The sequence below is a fragment of the Lysinibacillus macroides genome (genome assembly GCF_001281525.1).
Taxonomy (GTDB): domain Bacteria; phylum Bacillota; class Bacilli; order Bacillales_A; family Planococcaceae; genus Lysinibacillus; species Lysinibacillus macroides.
Genome location: NZ_LGCI01000006.1, coordinates 263,273 through 276,701, shown reverse-complemented (window position 1 = coordinate 276,701; position 13,429 = coordinate 263,273). Strand labels below are relative to the sequence as shown.

10 protein-coding genes and 1 pseudogene are annotated in these 13,429 nt (G+C 35.5%); 8 read left to right on the top strand and 3 right to left on the bottom strand.

The features are described from left to right. Positions 1 to 35 precede the first annotated feature (35 nt). The 4 genes from ADM90_RS11620 (at position 36) to ADM90_RS11600 (ending at position 6,272) form a co-directional block, all read left to right on the top strand. Positions 36 to 776, top strand: coding sequence for an effector binding domain-containing protein (locus tag ADM90_RS11620; protein WP_053995179.1), 741 nt, complete (start codon positions 36 to 38; stop codon positions 774 to 776). Positions 777 to 1,814: 1,038 nt separating this feature from the next. Continuing rightward, on the top strand, positions 1,815 to 2,405 hold the full coding sequence (locus ADM90_RS11610; protein WP_235473503.1) for a response regulator transcription factor: 591 nt from the start codon (positions 1,815 to 1,817) through the stop codon (positions 2,403 to 2,405). Positions 2,406 to 2,831: 426 nt separating this feature from the next. Beyond that, positions 2,832 to 3,563 carry a hypothetical protein gene (locus ADM90_RS11605; protein ID WP_053995176.1) on the top strand — a complete coding sequence of 244 codons (732 nt, stop codon included), beginning with the start codon at positions 2,832 to 2,834 and terminating at the stop codon, positions 3,561 to 3,563. Positions 3,564 to 3,671: 108 nt separating this feature from the next. Next, positions 3,672 to 6,272: an S-layer homology domain-containing protein gene (locus ADM90_RS11600; RefSeq protein ID WP_053995175.1), complete on the top strand. Its 2,601-nt coding sequence runs from the start codon at positions 3,672 to 3,674 to the stop codon at positions 6,270 to 6,272. Between the two features lie 41 nt (positions 6,273 to 6,313). Here the strand turns inward: ADM90_RS11600 and ADM90_RS11595 are convergent, their stop codons facing one another. Beyond that, entirely contained in the window at positions 6,314 to 7,198 is an 885-nt protein-coding gene (locus tag ADM90_RS11595; RefSeq protein WP_053995174.1) for a cation diffusion facilitator family transporter, read from the bottom strand. Positions 7,199 to 7,368: 170 nt separating this feature from the next. Beyond that, on the bottom strand, positions 7,369 to 8,706 hold the full coding sequence (locus ADM90_RS11590; protein WP_268766628.1) for a hemolysin family protein: 1,338 nt from the start codon (positions 8,704 to 8,706) through the stop codon (positions 7,369 to 7,371). A gap of 364 nt (positions 8,707 to 9,070) precedes the next feature. Here ADM90_RS11590 and ADM90_RS11585 point away from each other — a divergent pair, with 364 nt between their 5' ends. The 4 genes and pseudogenes from ADM90_RS11585 to ADM90_RS11565 all read left to right on the top strand — a co-directional run bounded on the left by ADM90_RS11585 (position 9,071) and on the right by ADM90_RS11565 (position 12,748). After that, a complete protein-coding gene (locus tag ADM90_RS11585) occupies positions 9,071 to 9,466 on the top strand; it encodes a hypothetical protein (RefSeq protein WP_053995172.1) in 396 nt (131 codons plus the stop codon). Between the two features lie 9 nt (positions 9,467 to 9,475). After that, a pseudogene (locus ADM90_RS25085) lies at positions 9,476 to 10,195 on the top strand (ISL3 family transposase); the annotation flags it as partial. A 1,117-nt stretch (positions 10,196 to 11,312) separates the two neighbouring features. Continuing rightward, entirely contained in the window at positions 11,313 to 11,840 is a 528-nt protein-coding gene (locus ADM90_RS11570) for a VanZ family protein (RefSeq protein WP_161804069.1), read from the top strand. Positions 11,841 to 11,983: 143 nt separating this feature from the next. Beyond that, positions 11,984 to 12,748: a hypothetical protein gene (locus ADM90_RS11565; protein ID WP_053995168.1), complete on the top strand. Its 765-nt coding sequence runs from the start codon at positions 11,984 to 11,986 to the stop codon at positions 12,746 to 12,748. A 436-nt stretch (positions 12,749 to 13,184) separates the two neighbouring features. On the opposite strand, the gene ADM90_RS11555 is transcribed toward ADM90_RS11565, so the two are convergent. After that, complete coding sequence (locus tag ADM90_RS11555) at positions 13,185 to 13,388, bottom strand: YheE family protein (RefSeq protein WP_053995166.1); 204 nt, start codon at positions 13,386 to 13,388, stop codon at positions 13,185 to 13,187. Positions 13,389 to 13,429 lie beyond the last annotated feature (41 nt).

The following is a 13,429-nucleotide window of genomic DNA, read 5'->3' as shown; positions in this document are numbered from 1 at the left end:
AGTAGAGATAAATAACGAGAAGGGTGGAAGTAAAGATGCAAAGCTATTGCCAAAGTTGTGGTATGCCACTAGTGGATGGGGCATTATTAGGTACTGAAAAAGAAGGTCAAAAAAGCCAGGAGTATTGCACATATTGTTACGAATTAGGAGAGTACAGACAACGAAATTTGACAGTGGAGGAAATGATAGAGTATTGCATCCCGCATTTACAGAAGGACGGAATGTCAGAAGATAGGGCACGCAATATGCTAACAGCTTTTTTACCAAGCTTAAAGCGTTGGAGAAAAAATGAATTAAAAGAGCCAAACATAGTGGAACGAGACGCATTTTATATGATCGGTATCTCAGCTGAAACAAGCAATGCTAAGGAAATCACCTCCAAAGCTAAAATTCCTCAATTATGGGCAGATTTTTATCGGAAAAATATTATGGGTCAAATTACAAATCCAGATAACCAAACGATTTATGCATTATATTCGGACTATCAAACAGATGTCAATGGAGATTATACAATAACACTTGGAATAGGAGTAACCAATAGAAGTGAGGTTCCTACTGGTATGGTGCTCAAAGTAATACCGGCAGCTAAGTATATGGTATTTACCTCTAAGAGGGGAGCAATACCAGAGATTGTTATTCAGGCATGGCAGGATATTTGGGCATGGTTTGCAGGCTCAGATGTAGAACGCACTTACACTGGTGACTTTGAATTATATGATGAACGTAGCACTAATCCACAAGAAGCACAGGTAGCTATTTATATTGCGATTAAATAACAACAAGCCTCCTACCCGAATAGTGGTAGGAGGCTTGTTGTTGGTATAAGTATCTCACAAAAATGCTTTTCGTGTAAAAATGGAGAAACTTTTATTTCAAATATTAACCAAAAAAAGATGTTAATGTGATAAAATACTTTTATAAATAGTGTATATTGGGTAATGTGGAAAAAGATGTTTTATAGAGAGTGTATAAGGATATAGTTAGAAAGCCTTGGTTATCAAGTAAATTTGAAGAGTACTTAACAGATTTATTATAACAGCATAAGGTTCCCTTGTTTAAAAAACAATAAATGTATCTTTAGCAGGGAGATCTGGCGACTTCTTACTAGCCAGCATACGAAGCAAGTTTTATGTTCAAAGATGAGACAAAAGATTAATTGGAAAATAGAAGCATTGGAAAAGCCAAAAGACTTAGGAGTGCCAGCATTACGCAGGTGTTTGAGAATAACTAATTCTTTCAATACGGATTCTATTTCAGTAGGTAGTTGCGTATTTGAATCATTATTCTCTAGCATACATAGGAAAAGACACCTCTTTTGTTTTGATAGAGATTCTAGGCAAATCAACTATACCAAAAGAAGAGGTGTTTTTTCATGTTTGAAATCTTTGGAAAAGAACTTACTACAGGAACTACAAGTACTAGCGGCATTATTTTTTATGAAGCTTGGCGTTCTACTCTTTAGTTGTGTGACAATTTATATTCGCTTTTTATTGAAACGTTTGGTCTCAATAAATCATTGGAGGAATTACTAGAGCAATTTAAAATAGCTGTTAAAAGATTTATCCCTCCAACAAGCCGCTGTTATTTATCGTATGGTACGGAGCTATTGTAGAAGGCAGATAAACATGCAAATGCAACTGTAGTAACATGACAAATTATTTCACAGAATAAACCTAATTAAAAACCGAATATTGGGTTAGGAGGTAGACAAGAAAGAATCAACTATTATGATGGAACTTTTAACGTTTTATCTAACAAACCACAAAAAACGCTTATTACTACAACAATGCAGAAGGGTGAGTATATTGAAGATTATGGTAGTAGATGACCATATAGCATTAGGTGAGGGAACACAGGCAATATTGCAAATGGGAATCGAAAATAGTCAAGTAGATGTCTTTACAGAGCCAACACACGCTTTACAACAGCTAAGTTCAGAACGCTATGATGTATATGTGATTGATTTTCATTTAAAAGATATGAATGGACTGACCTTTGTAGAACAGCTAGTAAAAATTCATCCGAAGGCTGTAGCTATTATTTATACAGGTCATAATATTGAGCAACATATACCTGATTTATTGGAGAAAGGGATAATTGGATTTATTAATAAAACAGAAAGTAAAAAGCGGTTGATTGATACGGTTCAATATGCATATGAAGGAAATGTAATCATTCCATTGGATATACTTCGAACAATCATTCAAAATAAGAAGATCTTCCATTTAACAGAACGGCAAAGAAAAATTATGGAATTAGCAAAAAAAGGTGCAAAAAATAAAGAAATTGCCTCTGAATTATATGTCAGTCAAAGAACTGTGGAAAAGGATTTAACACAGATTTTTTCAAAGTTAAATGTTATGTCAAGAGTGGAAGCTATTAGTAAGTGGAGTGAATTTGAATAGACTTTAAGCTTTTCGCTACTTATTTTTAATAAATATCTTAAATTACTTTAGAGTTAAATAGAGCGAAATCTCTCTTGTGAGGGAGATGAATAGATAAAAAACATTCGTATGAACCAAAGCCTCCTACCATCATTCGGTAAGAGGCTTTGGTTCAATATGTATAAGTGCTTCATAAAAATGATTTTTTCAGTGATACGATGACGATCTATTATAGTTAACATCATTTCTCCAGTTACGGTTACATCAATAAAATACACATTGCCATATGTGTGACTATAAAAAATCTATTTATTAACATTAACTCTTTAATTTGTCAACGTATAAAATAAATGTGGAAAACCGCACTATTAATTTAAATGGAAAAATTGGTAATATAAGTGTGAAAAGAGAGATTCTTTTTAAATTATATAAAGGGAGAAAGAGAACATGAAGAAATTGAGTATGTTAAAGTTAGTGGTTATTGCAGCAATGGCTATGTTTGTAGCAATGTCTGGTTTTCAAGGGAGTGCTTTTGCCTTAAGCGCAGAAAGTCCTAAAAAGCAAGCGAATGTAGGTGGGCATTCATATTCCTACTATTCAACAATTCATCAATATGGGTCAAGTACTTGGGCTCAAGGTACAGTTGAAGTTTCTACAGGGTTGGCCCCTTCAATGGGAATTGATGCAAAGTTATATACAAGTAAGGGAAAACTTGTTGTATCTAGTGGTTGGCAGTTTAGTAACTACAATAGCTCCTACTTTACAATAACTTCACCGATCCTTGTTGGTGAAGGAACGCACTATGCAAAATCGCAGATGAAGTTTTATAAAGGGAATAGTTATAGCACCTATACGAGTAATGCAACACCAATTCTACAAAGTTACTCTCTTCTTACTGCAATGCCAGAAGAAGCATATGCAGTCAATGAAAATGGTTTAACATATGGCACTGATTTTTATGCAGAGTCACTAGAAGATAGTCCAGATTTAGTAGCAGTTATTGGAACAAATGGGGTTGAAGGGTATGTGTATGCGAAAGAGCTTTATCCAGAATTAACGACGTTTGATGAAGTAACAGCATATATCAATTCAGGGCAACAATCTTATACTGTGCCTGTATATGCAGAAGATGGCGTAACAATTGTAGATAGCTTTACAATCGGTACTAAAGAATCATAATCAATCCATTTTCGAGTATGGCTTTTTGTTATTTCAGTAAATCAATGTATCATACTCCTTTGGCAAACATGGAGTGTTGTTATATCTTTTGAATGGAGGAATCAAAGGGTGGATAAGAAAAAAAAGGGGAAGAAGCCTTGGAATCTTTTTTTAGCTGCAACCTTAATGGTAAGTAGTGCGATAGTCGTTAGCGTACCAGAGGAAGCAAAGGCTGATTCAACGATCATTTGTGTATCAGCGGTTAAGGGAGATGATAAAAATAACGGGACATTTGAAAAACCTTTTAAAACACTTCAAGCAGCGTATAATAAAGCGAGAAATGGGGATGTGATTGCGGTCTATACTGATTTAGATATAGCTGAGCAAGCCTTAAACGCTAATAAGAACAAAGAAGTGGTTATAGTAGGTATGAGATATGGAAACGAGGGGAGCGAGAATACGATCATAAAATATACAGGGGGAGATCAAGAGCAGCCTTTTATCAATGTTACAAAGGGTTCTGTTAGTATCCAAAATTTTATACTATCAGGAGATAATATTCCTAGGAAAAAGCCATTTATTGCAGTTTCTAACAAGGCAACCATCGCATTCACTCAAGACATAATTATTAGAGATTCCTCAGTTAACGGGGAGGGGGTAATTCACAACAATGGGGGCATTATAATTATAGATATAGATAAAATAGATACACCAGGTGATGTTGTAGAGATTACAAATCTAAGATCAACAAAAGGTGCTATTCATTTGACGGATAAGGCACAACTTCATATTGGGAATGCCATTATTAGTGGCAATATAGGTAGCGGTTTACGGGTAGAAGGGAATAGTAAGGTATACATTTATGCTAATGCTAAAATTATGGGCAATTATTTGGAAGAAGATCGACAAATCCCTTCTAACGTCTATTTGGCTAAAGGACAGCAATTATTTGTAAGTGAAAAACTAAAGCACAATATGGGTGTCTCTACGGAGGAGGAACCAGTAGCGAATAAAGATGTATTAATAGCTAGTGGGATGAAGGAAGGTAGCAAAGATTACACAGTAACAAGGCAAGATAAAAATAAGTTTATACTTGATAGAGGTCAAGGGACGATTGCATTGAAGAAAAATGATGGGGATACGGAGGATAAAATCTATCTTACGCTTGACGCTGCTAAACCAGAACCACTAGACCCAGATCCCGATGATCCAGAGCCACCAGTAGTAGATGCTTTAGAAATTACAGAACCTGAAGACGGAGCTATTATTACAGACCTTGATACACTAAAATTTAAGGGAAGTGTCACAACAAATGGTACAACAACGATTGATGTGGCACTGGTGGATGTAAGCGATAAACGAATTTTGGGGCAAGTAGATGAGCAGACAGGGAAATGGTCGTTTACACCAAATGAGAACTTAATAAATGGTAAATATACGTTCACTGTAATAGCAAAATCAGTACCTGATGGAAAAATAATAGGGCAAAAAACTCATGAGTTCACGATTAAAACAGAGTTAGTTGACAAAACTGCCCTGCAAAAAAAAGTGGATGAAAGCAAGACCTTACATGAAAAAGATTACACATCGGATAGTTGGAAGAAGTATCAAGAGGCATTAGTCAAAGCACAAAAGGTATTAGCGGATGAGAAGGCTACAAAAGAGGATGTCCAAAAAGCATTAGAGCTCTTAACAACCATGCAAAATAACCTTGTAAAAGTAAATGAAAAAGTAGAACAGGGATTAAAAGTATTAATACCATCCGCAGGTACATTAAGTCCAAATTTTTCACCTGATATCATGAAGTACCGATTAACAGTGGATTACTCTATCTCCCATATGACCTTCGATACAGCAGGAGTCCCTGTTACCATAAAAGTAAATGGACGAGAAGTAACAGGCTCCATTCCATTAGCAGTCGGGGTGAATCGAGTGATGATCCTCACAGCAGACGGCAAGGAATATATAGTTGAGGTGACACGTTTAGCAGATACGCCATCTAATGATCATACAGAAAATGGAGATTGGTGGATTCCATGGACGCCAGCGCCAAAACCTGAGCCAGAACAACCCGTTCCATCACCTCAGCAACCAAAGCCACCAGTAATACAAGCAGACGGTACACATCGTGCCTACATCCGAGGTTTCCCTGACGGTACATTTGGTCCAAATAAAAATGTCACACGTGCGCAAGTAGCTATGATGATTGCTCGTGTTTTAGTCTACCAAGCCAGTACAACAAAAGCTATAAGCGCACCATTTAAAGATATCGCAAAAGACCATCAAGCAGTGGAGGAAATTACCTTTTTAAAAGAGCGTGGCATTATGAATGGTGATAAAAACGGTAATTTTCGTGCAGATGAAAATATTACACGTGCAGAAATGGCAACCTTGATCGCGAATTTCAAAGAGCTAACGATTGACAAAAATAGGATGATTACTTTTAACGACACAAAAGATCATTGGGCACAATGGATTATTGAAGCGAATCGTCAAATAGGTATTATCAATGGTTACTCAGATGGCAGCTTTGCCCCAAATACCTACTTGACACGTGCACAAGCTGTTGTCATGATAAACCGCATGTTTAACTTTGATCCCCTACAGGTGGCAAGAACACCAAGCTTCCTAGATGTATCTACAACACATTGGGCATTTAAGGATATAGAGAAAGCGGCAACGACTCATGACTATATCTTGAAAGACGGGCGCAAATACTTTTTTGAATAAGGGTGCATTCTTTCTAAAATAGTAAGTGTCAATTCCCTACTTCAACCATCAGTTGAGGGGTGACTAGCTGGCTCGATATGCACAAGCACTTCACAGAAACGGTTTTCGCGTAAAACCGTTTTTTCTATTTTTTCAGTAATACGATGGCTATCTATTACATTTAACATTGGATCTACAGTTACAGTTACATCGATAAAATACATATTGCCATGTGCGCGACCACGAAGATCAATCAGTTCTTGGACACCTTCTACATTGCGGATTAATACCGATAAAGTTTCCGCCTCTTCGATATCAAACGCATCTGTTAGGCTTTGTACAGCCTCCCAAAAAATTTCGACAGCAGTTTTGATAATTAATAAGGCAACAATAAGCGCTGTTAGTGAGTCAATAATCGGAAAGCCGAAAATCGCGCCAAAAATCCCGATGGCTGTACCAATACTAACAAGTGCATCTGAGCGATTATCAAAGGCGGCTGCTTTCACAGCGGCACTTTTAATTTTTTTAGAGAGTGCCAAATTATAACGATACACCACATACATCACAGCGGCACTTCCCATAGCGACATAAGCTGTTGAAAGGGAGGGTGTCGTACCAGTAGGCTCCCATAGGCTTTGTAATGAATTGATAAGAACTTGAAGACCAACAATAAGCATAATAAAAGATGCTACTAAAGAGGCAACCGTTTCAGCACGTAAATGACCGTATTGGTGATTGGAATCAGGTGGTCTTTGGGCAATGCGTAAGCCAACTAATACGGCGATGGAGGCAATAATATCTGTCGTATTATTTAAGCCATCTGCCTTTAATGCCTCTGAGGTGCCAATATAGCCAATCGTGAGCTTAATGGAGCTTAGGATTAAATATGTACCAATGGATAACCAAGCGCCTTTTTCCCCTTGACGTAAATTTGTATAGAGCTCCATATTGTTTCCTCCTCACAAAACTTTCGAACATTAGAAAACGACCCCCTTTGAGAAAAGGGAGTCGTTTTCTATTATTTATTATGACAGTATTTGCTCCCACCCCTATAGAGTGTAAGCGAAAAACCATGTTTATAATCGTATCATGGCAAAGGTGATAAGGCAAATTTATATTAGTCAATCACCGTGTCAATTTTATTTAATAAATCACTTTCAGGCAATTTCAGAATTTCTAAGTATAAAATATGGTGACCATCTAATTGTTTGGCGATAAATTCATAACCTTGCTCTTGGATGCTATCTCCTTCGACTGCATCAAAGCGCTTTGTCATAAACCAACCACCAATCGTATCAATATCATCGTCTTCTATGTCAGTACCCAGCATATCATTTACATTTTCAAGCAACATCTTGGCATCTAAAATAAAATGATTTTCTGCAATTTCTTGTACCTCAGGAATTTCATCTTCATCGAATTCATCTTGAATATCACCGACAATTTCCTCAATAATATCTTCGATTGTGACTAAGCCAGATGTTCCGCCATATTCGTCCATTAAAATTGCCATATGAATACGTTCGCGTTGAATTTTTAGTAATAGATCGTTAATTTGTGTGGTTTCCATCACTCGAATAATCGGCTGCATATAATCTATAACAGGTTTATCACCATTTTTCGAGTCTTTAATGTAAGCGGTTAATAAATGCTTCATGTTAACTAAGCCAATAATATGGTCTTTATCACCATCAATAATTGGATAACGCGTATACTGCTCAACCCCCATTAAATCGAACACTTCTTTAATGGTTAGCTCTTTTTCAATACCGACGATTTCAGTGCGAGGAACCATAATTTCCTTTGCAAGACGATCTGAGAATTCAAAAATACTGTTTACATATTCATATTCTGCGTTATTAATTTCTCCACCCTTTAAACTATCCGATAAAATCATACGTAGCTCTTCCTCTGTATGAGCGACCTCTGATTCAGACATCATTTTTAAGCCAAAAAGACCTGTTAAGGCACGAGCAGAGCCGTTTAATAGCTTAATGATCGGATAGGTAATATTGTGAAATAAAATTAATGGACCTGAAAAGGCTAATGTAACAAGTTCTGCTTTTTGGATGGCTAATGTTTTTGGCGCCAATTCCCCAATAACAACATGCATAAACGTTACAAGTGAGAATGCAAGTATAAATGAAAGGATAGATGTTATACTACCACTCAAGTTTAGAAATTCAAACACTGGGTGTAAAATAATTTCAAAGGTAGGCTCACCAAGCCAACCTAAACCAAGTGCAGTAATGGTAATACCTAGCTGACAAGCAGATAAGTATTCATCTAAATCTGACACAACACGTTTTGCGTTTTTCGCTTTTTTATGCCCTTCTGCGAGCAATTGATCAATACGTGTAGACCTCACTTTAACGATGGCAAATTCAGTTGCAACGAAAAATCCTGTCATTATAATGAGCAGGGCGAATGCCGCCAACCTAATGGTTATCTCCAATATGTCTCCGTCCAAATAATCCCTTTGTTCCCGCCCAAATGAGGGAAGTAAACAAAGTGTACACCTCCTATGATTTAAAAAATTGTTGGATATTTCAATCATAAGTTATTTACAAGGAAAACACAAATATTGACAACGTTTTTTTCTTTGTTTTGCAATAAAATATTTAAAGGTGACTAGTTTCAAAAGCACCATAAAATTATTGTAATTTTAGAAGTAAAGAATAGATACTTTATTGGTTCTTCACCATAACTCGTGGTTGATTTTCTATTAATTCAATAATTTTACATTTCACTATAGAAGAAAAGCGAAAACTCTCGTATCGTAATTGTTGTCGAGACAAACCACGAGAGGAGTTTTCGCTTTGTACTCCAAGTTTATCAAAATGCTATTACCGTTACCATCTTTTATCGAAGTTTCTTTTCCATCTGACGAAGAACCAAATGTATTTCCTGTGACAGTAGGTGCTTATTCAGTACCATGTCCTATTTGCCAGGAAAAAACAATTCGTCACGCACAAACATTACGTCGTTTTCGTCATGGCTATGCTGGGCACATTGGATTTATTTGGATTGAGATGGCGATTCCACGTCATCGTTGTGTGGCTTGCGACCTCACATTTACCTATGACTTCGGTTTAGGAATTGTACAAGCGTCTTCGGCTATGTTTCGTAAAGAACTTGTAAGGCGTTGCCTCGGTCGTTCCATTGCTGATGTCGCACGTGAATATGAACTGCCCTACACGACTGTTGAGCGTTGATATTACTCGCTGGCAGCTAATGAATTAACGGAGGAAATTGCCACAACGATCTGTGTAGACGAATTCGCTTTGCGCAAAGGACATCATTATGCGACCAGTGTTTTAAATACCGACACAGGTCGTATTTTGGCGATTGTTCCTCACCAGAATCAAGACGCCATTACCGCTGCTTTACAGAAAGTAACAGGTCCAATTCGTGCCGTGGTCAGTGATTTTGCTCCAGCGATGGTGAACGCAATTCAAGCCGTTTATCCAACTACGATGCATGTGCTAGATCGCTTTCATCTTGTACAATTTTTCACCGATGCCCAGCAGCGAAGACGACGGTATTTAGGAGAAGCCAAAAAGCATCATAAATCGCGATTCATTGACCGTTGTTTGGCACGAAAACCTGAACAATTAACCGATGAAGAACGTGAGTTTGATGCAAAGTGGCACTAGGAAGCTTTACCTGCAAAAGACATTTATCAAGCATTGAATCATATGCGCTATGTACTAAAAGCAACAACGATGACACAAGCAAAACGACGATTAACAGAATGGTTTAAACGGTATCAATTTCATCTGTGTAGTGCTGTTTCTAAAATCGCAAAAACATTCAGTACACGTGAAAAAGCATTGCTAAATACCCTTATTTCACCGCTATCAAATGGCATGATGGAAGGCACGAATAATAAGATTAAGCTCATCAAAAGACGAGGTTTTGGCTATCGAAATGAAGACCGTTTATTTCTTTGTTTACGTTTAGAAACAGGTCGCTGATTTTGTCACCCACGACTTTTGGTGAAGAACCACTTTATTTGAAAAACAAACTATTTATATCTTGTATGGTTAAATATAGTTTGAAGAAAAAGGTTTTATTTTATAGTAAATATTTTATTTGAAAAAGATATTCATCACTGTAACTTGGGTTAACCTTGTATTCATTCAAAATTTTTATTATGAAACTGTAGAATAAAAGCGGAAACAAACTTACATATCGTAATTGTTATCTAGACAAATGTACTTCAAGTTTATCAAAAGGATGCTACCGTTACCTTCTTTTTTTGTAATCTCTCTACCATCCACTGAAGAACCAACTGTGTTTCTTGTCACCGTTCACTCATAAAAAATTGCTTGGCTGATTTGTCAAGTGAATACGATTTGTCACGATTGTTCATGGCGCTGCTATCATCATGACTATATTTGGCGTATTGTGTTGCTTTGGATGGCATTATTTGTCTCGTACCAACATTGTCAAGAGTGTGGTATTACCTTTACATTGACTATGAATTGGAGCTTGTCCGTTCATCGACAGTGTTTTTTCAGCGAGAAATTATAAAATGTTACCATGGACGCTTCATCGCGGATGTAGCATGTGAATACGGTTTGTCATTTGCTCCTTCGATTACATTTGGAAACAGAGCAGTGATTTTGTCACCATGACTTATGATGATGAACTAGAGAAAGTCGATTAATAGTGAAAATTGTCGAACAAAAAAATGTTTATAATTTACATATAATACATTAAAATAAATTTAAAGATAAATTATATTCTAATATATGTATAAAAATCCTTTTAATCTCTAGGTAATTTGTAGAATAATTTAATTTTTACCCCTTTTAAGGGAATTTCGTACTTTTATATGTATAATTAAATGAAATTTTTCTATCTTGTACCTACTTTTTTAGTTTTTAGGCATGTATTAGAATCTTTTAGTTGAGTTAATTTAAAAATGCCGACTCCTTGTCCCCAAGGTTTTAAAACAATAAAAAATGATAAAGTAAATCAAAGTTGAAAGGAGAAAAGGCGATGCTTCTTCGCTGATTAAAGATGATGAAATATATTTTAAATATGATACCTTATATGATAATCGGAGCAGTTTTATATATCATAATTCGTGGAATTGTATTTTGGGTACAGAGAAAATCATTTCAATTAAAAAAAGAATTAATTTTATTTTTCTTTATTGTTTATTGTGTTGGACTTGCTTCTCAGACAATCATTCCTAAATTTGAGTTTGGGAATGTTGAATTTGGGATAATAAGTAATAATTTTGGATTTAACATCAATTTAATCCCTTTTAGGGTGATTCAAGATACATATGAAACTATTTTTTACCGTCATTATTATGATTATTTTATCATTAATTTTCTAGGTAATATTATAATATTTATCCCTTTCGGCTTTTTTATTCCAATATTATTTAAAAAAGTAAATACATTCAAAGAAATTACGATTATTGGGTGTATTCTATCAGTGGGTAAAGAAATTATTCAACTTCTACTTTACCGTAGTTTTGATATTGATGATTTATGGCTTAATACTTTAGGTGTTTGTATTGGATACTTACTATGTTCCTCTAAGACGCCCGCTTCAAGGGAAGATAATTAACACCAATATGGTCTTTAAGGAATTCCTTAAATTTTTTCATTATTGCTGATCACAATGATGAAGTACTAGAAAGAAAGAGGTGATATAGAGGATAATATTCGCTCACATATCTACTATTATATTAATCGAAAGGATGAGTAAAAATGAAAAGAATTATATCTATTATTTGTATGTTAGCAATTCTTTCTTTGACAACATTAACTGCCGATGCTGCCTCTCACAGAACTATACCAGAAGAGGAATTCTTATCTAATTTTTTATCCACTTTGATGAAAGAAAGTACAACTCAAGTGTATTCTCAAATATCTGATGAACGCGCGAATTTAGCATCAGATATTGATATTAATAAATTAAATGCTGTTGAAAAAGAAAAAATTGAGTATGTTTTATCTGGGCAACAATTTCGTGATTCTTATAATAAAGAACCCATTCAATCTTTCGAAATTCTTACAGGAGACAGTGTGGTGAAGGATGAATATACTACGGTGTTAGCAAAACTACATTTTGTTAATGATGGTATTTCAATTGTTCCTTTTAACGTAGTAAAAGATGTTGATGGCTTTAAAATTGTTTTTACCCTTGATGATATTGAAAAGAGCGGGTACAAAGTTATTCGGGAAAGTGCGACTAAAGAAGTTGTTGCTTTAGAAACGCCAGATGTATCTCAAAAGAGTACAATAGTACAACCTATGTATAGTGGATTTAATTTGAAAGATGATTATTCTTTTAGTTATCTGTATGGTACAATCTATGGTATTGATACCTTTTCAATGACTAAATGGGTAGGCAACATTGACGGATCGCAGTATAATGACGCATATCCTACCTGGCAATCAAATGCAAGTGTAATATATTCTATTGTTAAGCAACATTGGTATGGGGATGACGTTTGGGGGGTCAACAACTAATCCAATTGTTACAAATGGAGCGTTTGATGTTTACTTTCAAGGAAAGAATAATAATTTCCAAAATGCCCAAATCAGAATTACTAATACAACAGGAGCATATCCAAGATCAAAAGGCGAGGGGAAAGTTTATCAGTGTGATAACTAATCAGTTTAAGATAGTGTTTTAAATACTTGTAAAGCCTACTTTGTATGATTAAGGACAGTATTTTTCAGATCGGAGCGTTTATTATCGCTCCGTTTTTTTTTTTGTCAAAACGAAGTCTATTTGTTCCTTCGATTACGTTTGAAACAGCACATTGATTCTAACATTTTTTAATTATGGTGATAAACCGTAAAAAGAAAAAGACTCCCAAATTATAGAAGTCTACTTCCTTACGATGTCTTCACATAGCCAAATGCATTAAAATACTTATAAAGGAAATTAGCTCAGTACCTTTTAATCATAAACATGGTACAGCATCAGCTCGTGAATCATTTTTTTTACCTCTTCCTCGTTTGGTGGAATAGATCCCGTCCATTGGATCGTGCCATCCTTTAAATATTCTGCTGCATAGCGTTCACGCTGATAGAAGAAAGAAATCGTCCATCCAGGGAGCTGAGTATTTTCAAATAATGGTTTAAAGCTAAAATGCTGAATCATCATTAAACCCCATTTCTATAAATATGTAGTTTATATTATTC

What these genes read in the sequence shown, in the direction of transcription:
- ADM90_RS11555 (WP_053995166.1), bottom strand. Translation starts at nt 13,388, where the DNA reads ATGATTCAGCATTTTAGCTTTAAACCATTATTTGAAAATACTCAGCTC.
- ADM90_RS11595 (WP_053995174.1), bottom strand. Translation starts at nt 7,198, where the DNA reads ATGGAGCTCTATACAAATTTACGTCAAGGGGAAAAAGGCGCTTGGTTA.
- ADM90_RS11565 (WP_053995168.1), top strand. Translation starts at nt 11,984, where the DNA reads ATGAAAAGAATTATATCTATTATTTGTATGTTAGCAATTCTTTCTTTG.
- ADM90_RS11610 (WP_235473503.1), top strand. Translation starts at nt 1,815, where the DNA reads ATGGTAGTAGATGACCATATAGCATTAGGTGAGGGAACACAGGCAATA.
- ADM90_RS11605 (WP_053995176.1), top strand. Translation starts at nt 2,832, where the DNA reads ATGAAGAAATTGAGTATGTTAAAGTTAGTGGTTATTGCAGCAATGGCT.
- ADM90_RS11570 (WP_161804069.1), top strand. Translation starts at nt 11,313, where the DNA reads ATGATAATCGGAGCAGTTTTATATATCATAATTCGTGGAATTGTATTT.
- ADM90_RS11620 (WP_053995179.1), top strand. Translation starts at nt 36, where the DNA reads ATGCAAAGCTATTGCCAAAGTTGTGGTATGCCACTAGTGGATGGGGCA.